This is a genomic window from Clostridium zeae, from assembly GCF_017312485.1.
GTDB lineage: Bacteria > Bacillota > Clostridia > Clostridiales > Clostridiaceae > Clostridium_AR > Clostridium_AR zeae.
Genome location: NZ_BMBA01000002.1, coordinates 132,210 through 155,281, shown reverse-complemented (window position 1 = coordinate 155,281; position 23,072 = coordinate 132,210). Strand labels below are relative to the sequence as shown.

Below are 23,072 nucleotides of genomic sequence, written 5' to 3'. Positions count from 1 at the left end.
AGCAATAAACGAAATTTTGGGGACTAGGGGGTAAACATTATGAAATTATTCTTAATGGGAAAACAAAGCACTGATAAAGAGAACCCTCTAAACAAGGCTCTTATCAGTGAGATAAAAAAAGGAAAAGGTAGAATTGCATACATACCATCTTCCTCTGAAAAAAGTATTGTATACTATAAGGAGCTTTCTGAGTTTTATAACGAACTTGGTTATGGTGACATACTGTATTTTGATCTTGCAGCGCAGTACAATCCTGCGCTAATAACAAAGCTTCTAAATTCAGATGTTATATATCTATCAGGGGAAAATACGTATAAATTCTTGTTACTTTTAAGAAAAAGAAAGCTTACAGAAGCTCTAAAGGAGTTTGCAAAGAGAAATGGAATAATTGTTGGAGTAGGCGGGGGCAGCATACTTTTAACACAAGATATTTCTTTATCATCACTTATTTATGAAAATTCTTATGAGGCTCTTCAAACAAGAGGCTTTTCATTAACTAAGTTTGAAGTTTTACCTCATTGGCAGGAAAATAAAGTGTTATTGCCTAAACTTATAGATTATACAATAAACACAGATAAAAACATCTTTGCGTTTAATGATGGCTATGGAGTATCTTTATTAGGGGATAAAGTTGAATTTTATGGAGATATAATAAATATAAAGAATGGATCTGTTTCAGTATATAAAGGTAACTACAAAGTATTCTAAGAACATAAGAGGAGGACAAAAAATGTCAGTTGATTTTATAACAAACCTTGAAAAAGGAATGGAAAAATTACATAAAAGAGGAGCTTTTCTTACTGTAAAATCAGGAGAAAAGGTTAATACAATGACTATAAGCTGGGGAAGCATAGGTTTTATATGGGGAAAACCAAGTTTAACAGCCTTAGTTAGAAAATCAAGATTTACTCACGAATTAATAGAAAAAGCAGATAGTTTTACAATAAGCATACCTTACGGAGAGGAAATGAAAGCTGTACTTGGGATATGCGGAACTAAATCAGGAAGAGATATAGACAAAGTAGCTGAAGCAGGAATTAAGTTTGTACCTTCAAATGAGGTTGAAAGTCCTGTGGTTGATGGCTGCAATATGTATTATGAATGTAAGATAGTTTACAAGCAGGATATGGATGAAAGTTTTGTTAGCCCAGAAGTTAAAGAAAGATCATACGCAAAAGGCGACTATCACACCATGTATTATGGAGAAATAGTTTCTTGCTACGAAAAATAGAATTAGAATAATGTATAGATGACTTATCACATTGGTGTTGTGGTAAGTTATTTTGTCTTTATAAGGATTTTTGCTTAGTTAAAATTTAGTACGAAGTAATTTAGACAACATGTATACTATAGAAATATTAAAGAAGCTCTGCGCACTTTAGTAAATTAGTAATTGAAATTACCAGTGAAAAAGTCCTATAATTGAAGGGCAAGTATTTCAATACGATTGGATAGTAATGTTGTGGAGCATTGTTTTAATATGAAATAATATCTTTATAGCAACACCTCTATTAAAAAATTGAAATTGTTCTTGTTTGGAAAAGTTATAAACTTTATAAAAATATAAAAATTTAAAAAGGTAAAATCATAAAAATATAAAAAGTTATAAATTTACAGGAAAAATGCGGGTTTGCAGGAAGTTGGAGTTATTTATTCAATTTTTATAGGATATGTTTAAGATTACTGTTGAAATTAAATTCTTTGCGAAGGCTCATTAAAGCATCGGATGAATAACAATTTAATTTCAAAACCGTGCTTTAACAGCCCATTTTTATAAACAAATGTAAGTAGGATGTGAGTATTGTGTATAGACCATTGGCAGATAGAATAAGACCAGCGACTTTAGAAGAGGTAGTTGGGCAACAACATATTTTAGGAAAAGGTAAGATACTAAATAGAATAGTAGAAGGTGGAACCATATCAAATATGATTTTTTACGGGCCACCAGGGGTAGGTAAGACTACTGTTGCAAATATAATTGCTGCAAAAGCAAAGAAGAAATTTTATAAATTAAATGCAACAAATGCTTCCATAAAGGATATACAACAAATAATAGAAGGGCTTGATAGTTTCGATGGGCTCAATGGGGTAGTTCTGTATTTAGACGAGATTCAAAACTTCAACAAGAAGCAGCAGCAATCTTTACTTGAATTTATAGAAGACGGTAGAATAACTCTTATTTCTAGTACTACAGAGAATCCATATCACTATATATTTAAAGCGATAATAAGTAGATCTACTGTATTTGAGTTTAAAACAATGCAAGATAGCGATGTTATAAAAGCATTAGTAAGAGCTGTAGATATATTAAAGGAAGATCATAAGAGTACTACCATAGAAGTTGATGATAAAGCATTAAATTACTTTGCAGCATCTTCAAATGGAGATGTAAGAAAGGCTATAAATGGCTTAGAGGTAGCTATAAATTCAACCAATCCGAGTAGTGAAGGTGTTATATTAATAGATGAAGAAGTTGCTAGAGATTGTACTCAAAGCAAGGTGTTTAATTACGATATGTCAGGTGATAGTCACTATGATATCTTAAGTGCCTTCCAAAAATCCATTAGAGGTAGCGATGCAGATGCTGCAGTTCACTATTTAGCAAGGCTCGTTAAAGCTGGAGATATTCAATCAATCTGTAGAAGACTCATGGTAATTGCATCTGAAGATATCGGTCTCGCATATCCAAATGCAGCGATGATAGTTAAAGCTTGTGTCGATTCAGCTAATATGCTAGGCTTTCCAGAAGCACGGATTCCACTAGCGCAAGCGACCTTAGTTTTAGCAACAGCACCAAAGTCTAACTCTGTTGTATGTGCTATTGATGCTGCACTTCAAGATATAGAACAGGTGAACATTGGGGATATACCAGTCCATCTAAAGGATGCTCATTATAGTGGAGCAAAGGCTTTAGGAAGAGGAATAGAATACAAGTATCCTCATAACTATGAAAATAATTATATTAAGCAGCAATACCTTCCAGATAACTTAAAAAGCAGAAATTATTATGTACCAGGAAAGAATAAGAATGAGAAGGTTATATTTGATTATTGGAAGAAGGTAAAGGAATAGTGTTTTGTTTAAAATAGTCTCAACTAAATTAAAGTTGAGGCTATTTTTTATGTGTAAAATTAAAGGGCAAAACCACAAAATATATATTTAAATTATCATAATTTGGGTCAAATAACTGATGAAATTCTACAATTTATAACATTAAAACTATAGATATTTACTAGACGAAATCAAGCTAAATTAAATTGTAAATTTAAAATGTAAAAAATATAAATAATTACAATAATATTACATAAAAACTATTTACATGGAAAATAATAGGAAGATATAATGTGTTGTGTAACGTCATTGACTTATTAAAGTAATAATTTGATATTGTTAAAATATCTAATTATTATAATAAGAATTTTTGAAGTTACAAATAAAAGGGTAAATATTCTCAATGATGATATTTTATGATTTAAGATGTATCAATATGTTTAAAATGTATTTTAAGTGCTTCAACATACTTTGTGGAGATACTGTGAAAAGATAATTTTAATGCTTAAGCGGTACATCTAATGATAATTTCTTTTAGATTAAAAATCTGCAAGTGAATTATTTAGGTAATGGCTCTTATGAAATCAAAAATATTAGATTAAAGAGAAGGATTTATCATTATAAGGAGGAATAATTTTGGTAAGAAAAAGAGAGGGAAGATTTACATTATCAATCTTCACAGCTCTTGTCATGTTCTTATCTATTTGTCAGCCAGCTTTGGTTCGAGCAGAAGTGATAAAAGCTTCACCACCATTAAATTTCAAGGCAGAAGCTTCCATCACTGCAATTGAGCTCAGTTGGCAGTTGACAGATAGGATAGATGGATGTGATCTCGAAGTAGACGGTAGGATTATTCCTATGGGTACTAAGACTTCTTATAGACAGGATAATCTTATTCCTGGTTCGAGCCATGTCTATAGGATAAGAGCAAAAAACAAAAATGGAACGGGTGAATGGAGTTCTGAACTAAGTGTTAAGGCTCAAATTATGGAACCATATGCACCTAAGGATTTTAAGATTATTAATGTAACCAACTCTACTGTCGCAATGTCTTGGAGCGAAGAACTAGGTGCTAAGTCATATGAAGTTGAAGTAGATGGAAAAGTTATAGAATCTAAATCCAATACAAGTTTTGTAAGGGGAGGATTTGATCCAGAATCAAAGCATACGTTTAGGGTTAGGGCTAAAAATGAGCTTGGAGAAAGTGATTGGAGTAGTGGATATGAAGTTACCACTTTTCCAAATTCACCTGATACTCCAAAGAATCTGAAGCTCAAGAGCATTAATAATAACAGCATTACAATAGTTTGGGATAAATCAGATAAGGCAGAGGGATATGAAGTTGTCGCTGATAACAAACTTATTGATAATGGAACCAGTAACGAGTTTACTCATAAAGGAATATCAGTAAACGATGAACACACCTATTTTGTAAGAGCCAAAAATTCAGGTGGAGTTAGTGAATGGAGTTCTGGTATAAAAATAAAGATTCCAACACAGCCAGAAGTAAAATTAACAAATGATGCAAGTAAGGAGATAAGTTTACCTACAGTACCTTCTAATATCACGTTGAAATCAGCTGAAAATAGCATAACAGTAAACTGGGATACTTCAAAGAATGCAGAATTATATGATATTGAGGTCGATGGTAATATTATAAGTAATTTAAAAGAAAATACCTATACTCAAACTGATCTTCTTCAGGGGACAAGCCATACCTATAGAGTTAGAGGTAAAACAAAGTACATTATAGGGGCGTGGAGTTCGCTTATTACTGGATTTACTAAGTTAAAGGCACCAAATATACCTAAAAACTTAAATGCTAATGCAGTATCATCAGACTGTATAGTTGCAGCTTGGGATATGGTTACGGGTGCTACAGGCTATGATCTTGAGGTAGATGGAAAGGTTATAGATGTAGGTATAAATATAAAATATGTAAATACTCAGCTTAAAGAAGCTTCTACACACTATTATAGAGTTAGAGCTAAGAATTCAGGCGGAAATAGTGAATGGAGTGAAAAGATAAGCACTCAAACGCTTTCAAAAAATAAAAGCATTGAACAAAGTAATACTGGAAATCAGGTTAGTCAGGTTAGTGTTCCTAGATACCAAGTAGCTGAAAACACAGCAGAAGTTATTCATGTAGATATGAACTTAGCATCAGATACTCAGGTTCAAAATGCTGTGGTACAAGCCGCAGCAGACACAACTGCACCAACAGCTCCTGGCAGTTTAGCATTAGTATCTAAAACCTATAATTCAGTAAATCTAAAATGGAATGCATCTACGGATAATGTAAAGGTTACATCTTATGATATATATAATGGAAGCACAAAGGTTGGTTCTACTACAACAGGAACAACTTATACTGTTACAGGACTTTTACCTAATACTAGCTATAGTTTTACAGTAAAAGCTAGAGATGCAGCAGGAAACACTTCAGCTGCCAGTAATACACTGACAGTTACGACATCATCAGATACAACTGCACCATCAGCCCCTACAAATTTAACGACAAGTACTAAATCTTGTACTTCAGTAGGTTTGTCATGGGCAGCAGCAACAGATAATGTAAGTGTTACAGGCTATGATGTGTATAATGGAAGTACGAAGGTAGGATCAACTACCACTGCAACAACTTATACAGTAACTGGACTTTTACCAAACACTAGCTATACTTTTACCATAAAAGCTAGGGATGCAGCAGGAAATACATCAGCTTCAAGTAACTCATTAGCAGTTACAACTTTAGCAGATACCACAGCTCCAAATGCACCTACAAATCTAGTAGCTAGTAATAATTCATATACTTCTGTGAGTTTATCATGGACGGCATCAACTGATAATATTGCTGTGACAGGTTATGATGTTTATGATGGAACATCAAAAATTGGTTCCACCACTAATACTACTACTTATACTGTAAGTGGATTAACCCCAAATACAAGTCATCAATTTACTGTAAAAGCAAGGGATGCAGCAGGAAATACATCAGCTTCAAGTAACTCATTAACAGTTACGACTTTAGCAGACACAACTGCACCTTCAGCTCCTACCTCGTTAAATGTAGTAAGTAAGACATGTATATCAGTTAATTTATCATGGGCAGCTGCAACTGATAATATTGCTGTAAGTGGATATGAGATATATAAAGGTTCAACAAAAGTTGGAGAAACTAATGGACTAACCTATACGGTAAGTGGACTAACACCTAATACAGCATATAGTTTTACTGTAAAAGCTAAGGATGCTGCAGGGAACTTATCACAGGCTAGTACTAGTTTATCGGTGACAACTACAGCTGATACAACAGCTCCAACAGCTCCAATTAATTTGACGGTTGTATCAAAGGACTACGCGTCAATAAGTTTATCATGGACAGCTTCTACAGATAATGTTGGAGTAGTTGCTTATGATATATATAAAGGAACTACAAAAGTTGGACAAACTAACGGAGAAACAACCTATACTGTTAATGGATTAAGCCCAGATACAAGTTACAGTTTAACTGTAAAAGCCAGAGATTTAGCTAATAATACATCTTCAGCTAGCGCAGCATTAGTAGTAAAAACAAATGCTGAAACTCAACCTCCAACTGTACCGAGTAATTTGGTTGTGACAAGCCATTCTATTTCAGAAGTGGCTATATCATGGAATCAATCAACTGATAATATTGCAGTGGTTGGATATGACATTTTTAGAGATGGCATACAAATTGCATCTGTGGGTTCGGATGTTACTAGCTATACAGATTCAGGTCTAAATCCTAATACGCAGTATAAATATACTATAAAGGCCAAGGATCAGGCAGGAAATATATCAAATGCAAGCAGTGAACTCAGTGTTACAACTGATGCGGATACTGTACCTCCAACTAATCCAAGTAATCTTATAATAAGTTCAGTTGGTGGTTGGTATATAAATTTATCATGGAGTTTATCTACAGATAACGGTGCAATAGCTGGCTATGATATATATTGCAATGGAAGTAAAGTTGGAAGTTCCACCACAACTAGTTACACTGCCACAGGGCTTCAGCTTACTACCCAATATTCGTTTGTAGTAAAAGCTAGGGACATTGGAGGAAATGAATCTGGAGAAAGTAATAGTGTAACTGCTACTACATATTCAGATGATTTTGGAGATAGTACTAGCACTGCTACTTCAATAGATTTGGGTAAGACAAAATCGGCAACTATAAACTATGTAGGGGATTATGATTATTTTACTTTTATAGCACCAATAAGTTCTTCGTATACAATAACCACCATATCTAATATGGATACTTACGGATATATTTACGATGAAAATGGTAATCTTATAACTTATGATGACGATAATGGTGCTGATTATAATTTTCAGATAACTGCCGATTTAATCTCTGGACACAGATACTACATTGCGACAAGACACTTTAGTAGTGGAACTGGAGATTACAAGGTTTTGATAACAGTTCTAGATACAGTAAATCCAACTAAACCATCAAGTGTAAGTGTGCTTAGCAAATCTGCAGGAACAGTTACTATCTCATGGACAGCAGCAACAGACAATATAGCTATATTGGGATATGAGATATACAGAGATGGATTAAAAGTAGCAACAGTAGAAGATAATATAACAAGTTATACTGATACAGGACTTCTGCCTGCAACACAGTATAAATATACGGTTAAAGCAAAAGATCAAGCAGGTAATCTGTCAGGTGTAAGCAATGAGATAAGTGTCACAACTGATTCTGATATTGTGCCACCAACTGCCCCAACTAATGTTGCAGTTAGTTCTAAAACCGGATGGGCTATAAGCTTATCATGGAGTCCATCAACAGATGACGGAACAGTTGCCGGATATGATATATATTGTAATGGAACTAAGGTTGGAAGTTCTACAACTACAAGTTATACCTGTACTGGACTTCAACCAAACTCGGAATATGTATTTACAATAAAAGCATATGATCTTGGAGGTAATAGATCAGACAATAGCAGTAGTTTATCTTCCACTACTTATAATGACGATCATGGAGATAGTATTAGTACAGCTACAGCTATACAAATAGCAAGTTTCTATGATGGGCAACAAGACTATGATAACGATAAGGATTATTTCAAATTCACAACTACAGACGCTGGAAAATATAATGCAATACTAAATATTATTTCAGGATCTTGTAGTTATAGCATGGGCATATATGATGAAAATGGTAATTATGTACCTAGTAATTATGTAGGTAGTGGAGGTTACTATATTCTATCTATAGATGCTACTGCAAATAAAACTTACTATATATTGCCAGGTATATATTCGATTGGAGGAATAGTTAGGTATTCAATTAAGGTTGCCGAAACTCAGCCACCAACAGTACCAAGCAATGTACAAGTAACAAGCTCAACCTTGACATCAGTATCTTTATCCTGGAATGCGGCTACAGATAACTATGGTATATCAGGGTACGAAATCTATAGAAATGGTGTTAAAGTAGGAACAACAAGTGAATTATTTTATACTGACACCGGTCTATCATCAAGCACTACCTATACTTATACTGTTAAGGCAGTAGATACTTCTAGCAACTTATCAGATGCAAGTTTAGGTGTAGATGCAACAACATCAATCGATACTGTTCCACCAACTGCACCTTCAGGTTTGGTTGTTACAAGTACAAAAGGATGGTCAATAACATTATCTTGGAATGCGTCTACTGATAATGGAACCCTTGCAGGATATGATATATATTGCAATGGAAATAAGATTGGAAGTTCTACATCAACAAGCTATATTTGCGAAGGACTTCAGATAAATACTGAATATGTATTTAAAGTAAAAGCAAGAGATTCTGGTGGTAATATATCTGAAGAAAGTAATAGTGTAACTGGTAAAACTTTAAATGATGACTATGGTGACAGTTTTGATACTGCAACAAATATAGATACAGGTAAAGTTAAGTCAGCTACTGCAAACTATTATTATGATGATGATTATTTCAGTTTTATAGCGCCAAGAGATGGACAATATATAATAAAAATAACCAACGGAATAGGGGAATATCTTTATCTATACAATAAAGATAGAAACTATATAGCTGGAAATTATAATTCAACGAATCCTGTAGCGCTATTAAGTGGAGAGAGATACTACGTAAGAATTTATGGATATAATACTGGAAATTACAACTTTTTAGTGGTGGTTCCAGATACAGAAAAGCCAACAACACCAACTAATGTAAGTTTAGTTAGTAAGAACATTGGAACAATTTCCATATCATGGACAGCATCAACAGACAATATAGCTGTATTAGGATATGAGATATATAGAGATGGTGTAAAGATAGCAACAGTAGCAGATAATGTTACAAGCTATACGGATACAGGACTTGCACCAAATACAGAATACAAATACACGGTAAAAGCAAAAGACCAAGCAGATAATTTATCTGATGTAAGTAGTGAACTAAGTGTTACTACAGATGGAGACAACATTCCACCAACGAGTCCAACTAACCTTACATGGACATCAAAAACTGGATGGACAATTGGATTATCGTGGGGAGCATCAACAGATAATGGAGTCCTTGCTGCATATGATATATATTGTAATGGGAGTAAAATTGGAAGTTCTACTACAACTAGTTATACTTGTGCGGGACTTAATTTAAATACCCAATATACCTATATAGTAAAAGCAAGAGACTTAGGAGGTAATATATCAGGTGATAGTAATAGCTTAATAGTTTCAACTTATAGTGATGATTATGGTGACAGTTTTGATACTGCTACAAATATAGATCCAGGTAAAATTAAGTCAGCTATGGCAAACTACTATTATGATGACGATTATTTCAGTTTTATAGCGCCAAGAGATGGACAATATATAATAAAAATAGCCAACGGAATAGGGGAATATATTTATCTATACGATAAAAATAGAAACTATGTAGCTGGAAATTATAATTCAACGAATCTTGTATCGCTAGTAAGTGGACAGAAGTACTACGTAAGAATCTATGGATATAACACCGGAAATTACAACTTTTTAGTGGTGGTTCCAGATACAGAAAAGCCAACCGCACCAACGAACGTAAGCTTAGTAAGCAAGTCAATAGGTTCAATATCAATATCTTGGACAGCATCAACAGATAATATAGCTGTAGCAGGATATGAGATATACAGAGATGGTGTGAAAATAGCAACAGTAGCAGATAATGTTACAAGCTATACGGATACAGGGCTTATCCCAAATACTGAGTATAAGTACACAATAAAAGCAAAAGACCAAGCAGACAATCTATCTGATGTAAGTAGTGAATTAAGTGTTACTACGGACGTGGATAGTATTCCTCCGACAAATCCGACTAACCTTGCAGCACCATCAAAAACAGGATGGACAGTAAACTTATCTTGGGGAGCATCCACAGATAACGGCACTGTTACTGGATACGATATATATTGTAATGGAAGTAAGATTGGAAGTTCTACAACAACAAGTTATACTTGTACAGGACTTACTCCAAATACTCAATATATATTTACAGTAAAAGCAAGAGATTTAGGTGGAAACTCATCAGGTGATAGTAATTCTGTAACGGTTTCAACCTATAGTGATGATTATGGAGATAGTTTTGATACTGCTACAAACGTAGAACCTGGTAAGATAAAGTCAGCAAATATAAACTATTCAGGTGATGTTGACTACTTCACATTTATAGCACCACTAGATGGAACTTATGTTATAAAGCTGACAAGTGGAGTTAGTGAAAATTTATATTTATATGATAAGAATAGAAATAGCTTGACCTCAGGTTACAATATTTTAACAGCATCAGCATTAAAAGCTGGAGACAGATATTACTTGAAAGTACCTTATTACAACACAGGAGTTTACAACTTCATTATAGTAGTACAAGAAACAGAAAAACCAACCTCACCAACTAACGTAAGTTTAGTAAGTAAGTCAATAGGCTCAATCTCAATATCATGGACAGCGTCAACAGATAATATAGCTGTATCAGGATATGAGATATACAGAGATGGTGTGAAGATAGCAGCAGTAGCAGATAATGTTACAAGTTATACAGATAGTGGTCTTATCCCAAATACTGAGTACAAATACACAATAAAGGCAAAAGACCAAGCGGACAATCTATCTGATGTAAGTAGTGAGTTAAGTGTTACTACAGATGTGGACAGTATTCTGCCGACAAATCCGACTAACCTTGCAGCACCATCAAAAACAGGCTGGACAGTAAACTTATCTTGGGGAGCATCCACAGATAACGGTACTGTTACTGGATACGATATATATTGTAATGGAAGTAAAATTGGAAGTTCTACTACAACTAGTTATACTTGCACAGGGCTTAATATAAATACTCAATATATATTTACAGTAAAAGCAAGAGATTTAGGTGGAAATATGTCAGGTGACAGCAATAGTGTAACTGTTTTAACCTATAGTGATGATTATGGAGATAGTTTTGGTACTGCTACAAATGTAGATATAGGTAAATCAAAATCAGGAACAATAAATTATTCAGGAGATTACGATTACTTTACCTTTATAGCACCAATGGATTCTTCCTATAGGATAATTTCTATTTCATCAATGGATACCTATGGATATATTTATGATGAAAATAAAAATCTTATAAAAAGTGACGATGATAATGGCGAAGGAGCTAATTTCCAAATTGATACTACATTGACTTCTGGTCATAGATATTATATTGCGGTAAGACATTATAGTAGTACTGGTACTGGTGAGTATAAGTTAATGATTACAGTTGCAGAAACAGAAAAGCCAACCTCACCAACTAACGTAAGTTTAGTAAGTAAGTCAATAGGCTCAATCTCAATATCTTGGACAGTAGCAACAGATAATATAGCTGTATCAGGATATGAGATATATAGAGATGGATTAAAGATAGGAGCAGTAGCAGATAATGTTACAAGCTATACAGATACAGGGCTTATCCCAAATACTGAGTACAAATACACAATAAAAGCAAAAGACCAAGCAGATAATCTATCTGATGCAAGTAGTGAACTAAGTGTTACTACAGATGTGGATAGTATTCCTCCGACAAATCCGACTAACCTAGTAGCACCGTCAAAGACAGGTTGGACAGTAAGCTTATCTTGGGGACCATCAACAGATAACGGAACTGTTGCTGGATACGATATATATTGTAATGGAAGTAAGATTGGAAGTTCTACTACAACGTCATATACTTGTACTGGACTTACTCCAAATACTCAATATATATTTACAGTAAAGGCAAGAGATTTAGGTGGCAATATATCAGGTGATAGTAATAGCGTAACGGTTTCAACCTATAGTGATGACTATGGTGATAGTTTTGATACTGCTACAAATGTAGATCCTGGTAAGATAAAGTCAGCCAATATAAACTATTCAGGCGATGTAGACTATTTTACTTTTATAGCACCACTAGATGGAACTTATGTCATAAAAATGACAAGTGGAGCGAGTGAATATCTATATCTATATGATAAGAATAGAAATAGCTTGACTTCAGGTTACAACACACTAACAGCAACAGCATTAAAAGCTGGAGACAGATATTATTTAAAAATACCTTATTACAACACAGGAGTTTATAACTTTATAATAATAGTACCAGAAACAGAAAAACCCACTTCACCAACTAACGTAAGTTTAGTAAGTAAGTCAATAGGTTCAATCTCAATATCTTGGACAGCATCAACAGATAATATAGCAGTATCAGGATATGAGGTATATAGAGATGGAGTGAAGGTAGCAGCAGTAGCGGATAATGTTACAAGTTATACAGATACCGGACTTGCACCAAATACAGCATACAAATACACAGTAAAAGCAAAAGATCAAGCAGATAATCTATCCGATGAAAGTAGTGAATTAAGTGTTACCACAGACATAGATAACACTCCACCAACCAATCCTACTAACCTTACAGCACCAACAAAGACAGGTTGGACAATAAATTTAACTTGGGGAGTATCAACGGATGATGGAACACTTGCAGGCTATGATATATACTGCAATGGCATTAAGGTTGGAAGCTCTACTACAACAAGTTATACTTGCACTGGCCTTAATCCAAATACTGAATATATATTTACAGTGAAAGCAAGAGATTTAGGAGGTAATCTGTCAGCATACAGTAATAGTGTAATAATATCAACTTATGCTGATGATTGTGGAGATAGCTTTGATACTGCAGTTAGTATAGATGCAGGAAAAACTAAATCTGCAAGCATTGAAACATCTTATGATGCAGATTACTTTACATTTGTAGCACCTGTGGATGGACAATATATCATAAAGCTAACAAGTGGATCTAGTGAATATTTATATCTATATGATAAAAATAGAACCAGCGTGACTTCTGGTTATAACACGCTAACAGCTTCAGCTTTAAAAGCTGGAGATAGATATTACTTGAAAGTACCTTATTACAATACAGGAGCTTACAACTTCTTAATAGTAGTACCAGATACAGAGAAGCCGACAGCACCATCAAATTTAAGCATTGTAGATAAATCATTAGGTTCTATTACAATTTCATGGTCAGCTTCAACAGATAATTACTCTGTAGCTGGATATGAAGTTTATAGAGATGGTGTAAAAATAACAACAGTTGTAAGCAATATTCTTAGCTATACTGATACAGGACTATCAGCAAATACACAATATAAATATACAATTAAAGCTAAGGATCAAGCAGATAATTTATCAGATTTAAGTAGTGAATTAGCTGTTTCTACAGATAAGAGTGATGTATCAATAACAAATCTATCAAATACTTCAAGAACAGGTTGGACTATAGGTCTTTCATGGAGTGTTACAACAGGTACTAGTGTTGTAGATAGGTATGAGATATATGGAAATGGTATTAATCTTGGAAGCACAAAAACCACAAGTTTTATATGTACAGCCCTTAGACCAAACACTGTCTATAAGTTAATAGTTAAAGCAATTGGTACTGACAACGGTGTTTTGGGAAATAGTAGTAGTATTACTGTTACCACTTATGATGATGATTATGGAGATACCTTTGATACTGCAACTAGTTTAGAACTAGGAAAGATTAAATCAGGAAGCATTAATTACTCTAGTGATTACGATTATCTGACTTTTAATGCACTAAGCAGTGGAACGTCTAATATTAAAGTAATTAATGGAGCAAATGTAAACCTATATCTGTATGATAAAAATAAAAATGTCATGACATCTGGTAGTGGGACTATAAGTTCTGCAACACTAGTTAGCGGAGAAACGTATTACTTAAGAATTTCTTATAGCGGTACTGGAAGTTATAGCCTATTAATTACTGTACCAGAAACAGAAAAGCCAACAGTACCAACTGGCTTAAACATAACTAATAAAACTGTTGATTCAATCACTATCTCTTGGCAACCAGCTACAGATAATTATTCTGTAATAGCATATGAAATATATAGAGATGGAGTCAAAGTTGGAACGGTAGTAGGAGATATAACTAGCTATAAAGATTCAGGGCTACTACCTAATACAACTTATAGTTATACAATAAAAGCAAAAGATCAAGCTGATAATTTATCAGAGTTAAGTGATTCAATAAGTGCAATCACTAATGCAGATGATATACCACCAACTAATCCAAGTGGTCTTTCATATAGTTCTAAAACTGGAAGAAGTGTAATTATAACATGGAGTGCATCAAGAGATAACGGAACTGTTGCATCATATGATATATATTGCAATGGAACTAAAGTTGGAAATTCAACATCAACTAGTTATACCTGCATAGGGCTTCAACCAAATACACTGTATACCTTCACTGTGAGAGCAAAAGATTTAGGCGGTAATACATCTGGTGATAGCAATGGCATTTCTGTTACTACCTATGATGATGATTATGGAGATGATTTTGATACTGCAACAAGTATTGATCCAGGTAAAGTTAAGTCAGCAAATATGAATTATTCAAATGACAATGACTATTTCATCTTTATAGCACCTAATGATGGGCAATATACGGTTAAGATAACTAGTGCGTATAGTGAGTATTTGTATATATATGATAAGAATAGAACGTTATTAACATCAGGTAATAGTTCTACTAGTGCAGTAACTTTAAAGGCAGGAGAAAGATATTATCTAAAAGTTTCATATTACAATTCAGGAAACTATAGCTTCTTAATAGTGGTTCCAGAGACAGAAAAACCAACTGCACCAGCTAGTTTGAATGTAACTAGTAAATCCGAAGGTTCAATTACAATTTCTTGGGCTACATCTACGGATAATTTTTCTGTACTGGGATACCAAATATTCAGAAATGGAACAAAGATTGCCGATGTTGCAAGTAATGTTCTAACTTTTACAGATAGTGGACTTTCACCAAGCACTGAATATAAATATACAGTTAGAGCAAAAGATCAAGCCAACAATTTATCAGATGCTAGTAGTGAATTAAGTGTAATAACAGCTGGCGATAATGTGCCACCAAGTAATCCAACTAATCTTCAGTATACAGCAAGGACAGGAAATAGTATTACTTTATCATGGTCTGCTTCAACAGATAATGGTACCTTGGCTGGTTATGACATATACTGCAATGGAAGTAAAGTTGGAAGTTCTACAACAACTAGCTATACATGTACTGGGTTACAAGCAAATACTCAATATTTATTTACTGTAAGAGCTAGAGATTTAGGTGGAAATGTATCAAGTGACAGTAATGTATTAACTGTTTCTACTTGCTTAGTATTAAGCTTAGGACAAGATACTGTAATCAATGGAGATTTCACAATGCATGACGGTGACAGCTTAAACTTAAATGGTCACAGATTTGAGGTACATGGTAATTTTGATCAGCTAGGAGGAACTGTCACTATTAATAAGGGGTTATTAATAATAACAGGTAACTATAAAGTTTCTAATGGGACAAATTCAAATGGATTATTATATATGACCGACTCGGCAGATTATGTACAAGTACAGGGTAATTTTATAATGGAATCTAGGACAAATCATTTAGGTATGCTTACAGCTGGAATTTTAGAAGTAAAGGGTAATTTTACTCAAATACAAATTTCAGCTCCATGTAATTTTTGGACAACGGATAATCATATAGTTCTTCTAAGTGGTTCATCAGTACAATATATTTCTTTTGCAACAGCGCCTACATCTATTTTTAATATATTGATTACTACGAAACCATTGGCTACAGGTTATGTCTTTAATACAATACCTTCATGGAGGTACCTGATAGAGAATTATAAGATAGATACAAACTTCGGTTTAATGACTGGAGATGGAGCATATGGACCAACAGGTAATTTCGCTAAGAGCTTCACAGATTTAAAGACAGGAAATGATGGTTCAGATGCAGAATTTATAAGAACCTATAACTCTAAAGATATAAGAGAGACTACTGGATTTGGTAAGGGCTGGAGCTTTAGCTATGAGTGTTCTATTACTGACTTTAGTGGAAACATCAGTACAAAAGTAGTAAGACTTCCAGACGGTAGTGCTCAAACCTTTAAGATAAACGCTGACGGTACTTTTACTGCAATGGATTCTAGAAACACCTTAACTAAGCAAGGAGATGGAAGTTATATCCTTGCAACAAAGGACCAGCATAGTTATGGTTTCAACAGTAATGGATACCTAATATGGGTTAAAGATAAAAATAGTAACACAACGGCTATCAATGTTGACAGCAATGGAAAAGTGACTAGCTTAACTGATGAAGTAGGAAGAAGCTACACTATTTCCTATAACGATTCAGGTTTAATAAGCACCATAACAGATTGTTTAGGAAGAGTAGTAAAATACGAATATGACAACAAAAAACTTGTTAAAGTAACTGATCCTATGAATCATTTTACCACTTACGCTTATGATTCTTATGGATTCTTAACTGAAATAAGAGCATATGACAACAGCTTAATAGAATCAATAACTTATAACCACAATCCAGGTCAAAACCAAGACAAGGTTGATCATACAATAGATCAATACGGAAATGTGTTAACTTACAGTTATGATACTATTCACTTAAAGACCACAATAACAGATTCTAATGGAAGACAGACTATTCAAACCTTTGACAGTTCCTTCAATATTATAAGTAGTACAGATGCTGAAGGCAAAGTGACTACTTATGAATATAATAAGGATTCTTCAGGGGTGAATAACTTCAATGAACAAAAAACTCTAACTGATCGTAATGGTGGGGTAACTAGATATGAAAGAGATTCAGTTGGAAATATAACAAAGGTTACAAACCCAGATGGAAGCTACAAAGAGTATGGTTATGACAGCAAAAACAATGTAATTAGAGAAAAAGATGAAAGCGGAAATCTTACTTTCTATATTTACGACAGCAATGGTATAAATATGGTTAAGCAAGCAAGACCTTTAAATGGTACAGACATTTATAGTGACTCAGCAGATCAAACTAAGTTTGCTATAACTCAGTATAGTTACTACTCTGATAGTGAAGCTCAAAGTCTTGGTTATAGAGCTAAAGGTCTTTTGAAACAAGCAATTGATCCAATGGGAGGCAGAACAACCTATACCTATGACTCCTATGGAAATGTCTTTACAGTAACAGATGGAGAAAATAACACTACAACTTACGAATACAATTCAATCGGTTGGAAGACAAAGGCTACTTCTCCACAAGGATATTTAACTGAATATTTCTATGATAATAATGGAAATGTAGAAAAGACAATTTTAAATCATTCTTCAGTTACAAGAACCGTATATGATTCCTTAGGAAGAGTGATAAAGGTTATTTCAGCTAATGTATATGATTCAAGCAAGGATGATTTAAGTAATCATGATTATTCAGCTGATGCTGGTATAAGATACACTTACTATTCAAATGGAAAAGTGAAAGCAGCAACAGATGCTGAAAACAATACAACAACTTATACCTATGATGTATATGGCAATAAGCTTACTGAAACTAAGGCAAATGGAGCTGTATACAGATATGTATATGATGTTATGAACAGAGTTTCAAAGATTTATTTTAAAGCAGATACAGCAAGTTCAGAGCAGCTTCTTTTAGAATATGCTTATGGAATCCTTACAAATGGAGGCACTACAAAGACTGAAACAAAGTATATTAATGCAACTACTTCCGTAAAGACCATAACAACCTTTGATTATGTAGGAAGAGTTACAAGTATACAAAATCCAGATAACACAACATCAACTAAGGTTTATAATTCAAATGGAACTTTAAGTTCTTCAAAAGATGCTAATGGCAATGTAACCTATTATAAATATGATGGTTTAAATAGATTAATTGCTATATGGACACCTTTTGAAAATGTAAATGGTACTGTTTATTACAGCTACACTGCAGTAGAATACGATAAAGCTGGTAGAAAGACAAAAGAAAGCTTTGGTAAAACTACAGTAGTTAAGGATGGAATTCCACAAACCTTCATCACCACAGCTTATGAATACTATAATAATGGTAATCTTAAGGCTCAAAGTGATAGTGCAGGTAGAAGACTGGAATACACCTATGATAAGGATGGAAACATCTCATCAAAAGTTGTTAAAGTAGATGATAATACAAATAGGGTTACAGAATATACTAACAATGAATTTGGTAAGCCTACTACAATGAAGGTTCATGTTTATGCAGGTGATATTTACACTAATGCATATACTAACAACTCAGATTTAATACTAACAACTACTTATACTTTTGATAAGGAAGGTAATGTTTTAACAGAAACTTACCCTGATAATTCAGTAGTTAGCTACACTTATGATAAACTAGGAAGAATTTTAAGTACTTCACAGCAAGGAAAAGATGAAAATGGTCACGACGTAACTATAACAACTTCTCAAACTTATAACTGGGAAGGAAAAGTTCTTACGAAGACCGATGGAAATGGTAATACTACAACTTATGTTTATGATGCAAGAGGCTTCCTTGTAAAGATGGTGGATGCTAAGGGTAATACCACTGCATACTACTATGACTTAGCAGGAAGAAAAATAGCAGAAGTATCACCAAACAATTATGATTCAAGTAAAACTTTACAAAACTTAAGTAGAACAGAGTACAACTATGATCTTATGGATAGAGTAAAAACAAAGGTTTCAGTTTACTTTGATAAAGTAAGTAATAGCTTTGTAACCATAACTTCAGCAGCTTTCAAATACGATAACAACGGAAACGTGGTTAAAGAATTAGATGCAGCTGGCTATGAAGCAGGTGCAGGAAGTGCAATTGATGATAAGATAAATTCTGGTTATGGAAAGATTTATTCTTATAATCTAGCAAACAAGCTATTAACAGTATTAGATGCAGACTCACAAGATAGGTTACTTCCTTATACTAAGAAATATACTTACGATGGAACAGGAAGAAAGATAACTGAAACTGATGGAAAAGGTAAGGTTACAACCTGGTACTATGATGACGCAAACAATATTACAAGAACAACCATAAAGAGACTTGCTTCAGAAGCAGAGGTCACTGTAAGTTCAGCCACCTACAATAATACTGGAGATGTGGTTACTGCAACTGATGGTAATGGAAATATAACAACTTACGAGTATACAGGTTTTGGTAAGATAAAGAAGGTAACTTATCCAGGTGACAGCACTATAGCAGCCTATTATGTTATCTACCAATACGATACTGTTGGAAGAGTAATTAGAAAGCAGGATTCTCTAGGGGGAGCCAATATTTACACCTACGACAGTGCAGGAAGAGAACTCACCTCCACAGAAGAAAAGGTAGATGGAACTGAAGCTATAGAGGTTGCAACAACCTATGATAAGAATGGCAACAAGAGATTCCTAACTGACGCCAATGGCACAGTTACTGAAAATACCTATGATGAACTAAACAGATTAGTAACTAGTACAATCTATGTTACCGACGGTAGTGGAAATAAAGTTAAGCATACAACCAGCTATATCTACGATAAGAATAGCAATCTATTAAAAGAGATTGATTGGCTGGGCAATGAGAAAACTTATGTTTATGATGCTTTAGATAGAGTTGTTGAAAAATACGACCAAGATAATAAGCTAGTACAGAAGTTAGAATACTACCACAATGGAACACAAGCAAAATCTTATGATGCCCTTCAAAATGTTACTTTGTACTATTATGACAAAAATAATAGACTCATAAAAACTGTAGATCCAGAAGGTCACATTACACTTCAACATTACGATGAAGTAGGAAATATTGACCAGAAGACAGATGGTGATAGCAATACAACTTACTACAGTTATGATCAGTACAATAGATTGGTATCAGTAAAGAATGCTAAAGGTGAAATAACAAACTATACCTATGATCTAAATGGCAACATGCTTACTCAGGTAGATGCACAAGGCAATACAACAACCTTTGAGTACAATGTGGCAAACAAGCTAATAAGAAAGATTTTCCACGGAGGAAGAACAGGAAGTAGCGGAAGCTACACTTACGATTCTTCAAAGACAGAAAGCTACACTTATTATGCAAGTGGTGATTTAAGAACAAAGGTTGATAGAAACGGAGTAACTTCAACTTACACTTATGATATCCATGGAAGAAAAACTTCAGAAACTATAGGAAGCATAACTAATTCCTTTAGCTATGATGATAATGGAAATCAAATTAGTATTACAGATGCAACAGGTACTACTACAAGAACCTATGATGAACTTAATAGAGTTACTTCAAAGTCAGTACCAACTGTTGGAACAATTGTTTATAAATATGATATATTCTCAGGTATAAATGGGTTAGACACAGGAAACTTTGGAGAGTCAGAAACAGATCCAAAGGGTAATATAACATTAAAGATATATGACAAAGCTGGAAGAATCAAAAAGGTAATAGCAGGCACTGACACAACTACCTACAACTATTACGATAATGGAAGCTTATACAGCGTAGTATATCCAAATGGTTATAGTGAAGAATACACTTACTACAAGGATAACCTATTAAGAACTCTTGCAAATAAAGCAGCAAATGGAACAGTGATTGAAAGCTACGGCTATACTTATGACAATGCTCATAATATGCTTTCAAAGACTGATATCAAGGGAACTACAAGATATACCTATGACGAGTTAAACAGATTAAAGACAGTAACAGAACCAAGTGGTAAGGTTACAACTTATACCTATACTTCAGCTGGAAACAGAAATACTGAAACAGTTGTAGAAGGTTCAAATACTACAGTTAAGACTTATACTTATGATTCTTTAAATAGACTTTTAAGTATAATCGTTAGTTTAAATACAGTTACTGTTGAAAACACTTCGTACACCTATGACAACAATGGAAATCAGTTGACTTCAAAAGTAGATGATTATCTAAATGGTATATTACAGTCATCTATGTTAACTACCAATGTATATGACAGCTTAAATCAATTAATACAAACAACTACTCCAGATAACACAACTATTAAGAATATCTATAATGGAGAAGGTCTAAGAGTAGAAAAGCAAGTAGGAAATTCTTCTACAAAATATCTTTATTCTTCAGATAAAGTGGTGTTAGAATTAGATGGAAATGGTAATTTAATTGCCAGAAACATCTACGGAATAAACCTGCTTGAAAGAATAACAGATAGTAATAAAGCTTACTATCTCTATAATGGACATGCAGATACTACAAAGCTTATAGCGCAAGATGGAACAGTGCTAAATAGCTACTACTATGACGCTTTTGGTAATATCACAGAGTCTAACGAAAATATGGACAACCCATATAGATATGCAGGCTATCAATATGATAAAGAAACAAAAACTTATTATGTTATAGCAAGAATGTACGATCCAAGTACAGGAAGATTCCTTCAAGAAGATAGTTATTCAGGAGATATAAATGATCCACTTAGCTTAAATCTTTACACTTACTGTGAAAACGAGCCAATAAAGCATGATGATCCTACAGGTCATTTCCTTCATATAGCTATAGGAGCTTTAGTTGGTGGAATAATAGGAGCAGGAGCAAATCTTGTTTCTGATTTTATGGATGACGGTAAGATAAATAGTGGCTGGAAGAGCTATGCAGGTGCTTTTGTTGAAGGTGCCGTAGTTGGAGGAGCTGCTGCAGCAACTGGAGGTTTATCTCTATTAGCGTCAGCAGGAGCTGTTGGAGCAGCATCATTTGTAGGAAATGTAGCTAATCAATATATATCAAAATCTAAAGTTGATTGGAAAGAAGCGGCAGTATCTGGTGTACTAGGTGTAGCTACCGAAGTTGGAGGAAAACTTGTAGGTAAGTTGTTCGCTAATACAAAGGCAGGAAAAGCAATCCTAGGAAAAGTAGATGATGCTGTAGGTTCACTTAAGAACAAACTTTCAGCAGTAAAAGAGAAAGTAGCACAAACAGCAGAAAAATCTCTAAATAGCATAAAGAATAAGTTTGATTCAATTAAGCTTAACTTAAGTGAAAATAACTTGTTCAGTCCTCAACTTGCAGTAGAAGGAATGGGAAAACTTCCATCTAAAGCATTGAACCAGGCTTCAGAGTATATGAATGTTGAAAAGAATGATATTCAGAAGAACTTCTTGAAGGTTATGCAGGAGAGAGATGAGAGCTTAGCTAGTTCTAGTGTGTCAAAAAAGGCAATTACTGAAGATGAGGAAGTTAAAAGAATTGCAGTTGGTGAATCTGGTCATCATGTTCCAGCAGTTAGAAAATCAAGAGGAAGAATATTTGAGGTTGGTAGAGATGATAAAACAAGACCAACATTATTCTCACGAGGAGCCGATCCTGGGCATGATCATTGGAGACTTCACAATGCTGAAAGGGAATTTGTTGGACCTAGGCAAGGAGATTTTCAAGGTACTGACACAGAATTATTCGATGCATATAGAAATGCATATAAGGATCTTGGTGATATAAAAGTAGATGTTCGTTCGCCTAATAACACCCATACGTTAGGCGAGAACGTAACTCCATATGATGCAGTTGATCTTATGCAAAATTGGCTTCAGGAGAATGGATTATGGGAGAAACAAATTAAAAAATAGTTATT

At 34.0% G+C, this 23,072-nt stretch carries 4 protein-coding genes; all 4 read left to right on the top strand.

What is annotated here, in order from left to right; all coding sequences use genetic code 11:
- The first annotated feature begins 39 nt into the window (after positions 1-39).
- The 4 genes from J3477_RS10040 to J3477_RS10025 all read left to right on the top strand — a co-directional run bounded on the left by J3477_RS10040 (position 40) and on the right by J3477_RS10025 (position 23,067).
- The gene (locus tag J3477_RS10040) at positions 40-708 is read left to right on the top strand and encodes a Type 1 glutamine amidotransferase-like domain-containing protein (RefSeq protein ID WP_206869827.1); all 669 of its coding nucleotides are present in this window, start codon (positions 40-42) and stop codon (positions 706-708) included.
- A 22-nt stretch (positions 709-730) separates the two neighbouring features.
- Positions 731-1,231: a flavin reductase family protein gene (locus tag J3477_RS10035; RefSeq protein ID WP_206869826.1), complete on the top strand. Its 501-nt coding sequence runs from the start codon at positions 731-733 to the stop codon at positions 1,229-1,231.
- Positions 1,232-1,800: 569 nt separating this feature from the next.
- Positions 1,801-3,072: a replication-associated recombination protein A gene (locus J3477_RS10030; RefSeq protein WP_206870719.1), complete on the top strand. Its 1,272-nt coding sequence runs from the start codon at positions 1,801-1,803 to the stop codon at positions 3,070-3,072.
- 615 nt (positions 3,073-3,687) lie between these two features.
- Positions 3,688-23,067 carry a fibronectin type III domain-containing protein gene (locus J3477_RS10025; protein ID WP_206869825.1) on the top strand — a complete coding sequence of 6,460 codons (19,380 nt, stop codon included), beginning with the start codon at positions 3,688-3,690 and terminating at the stop codon, positions 23,065-23,067.
- Positions 23,068-23,072: the final 5 nt, after the last annotated feature.

Coding starts and splice junctions, on each gene's coding strand:
- J3477_RS10040 (WP_206869827.1), top strand. CDS start 40: ATGAAATTATTCTTAATGGGAAAACAAAGCACTGATAAAGAGAACCCT.
- J3477_RS10035 (WP_206869826.1), top strand. CDS start 731: ATGTCAGTTGATTTTATAACAAACCTTGAAAAAGGAATGGAAAAATTA.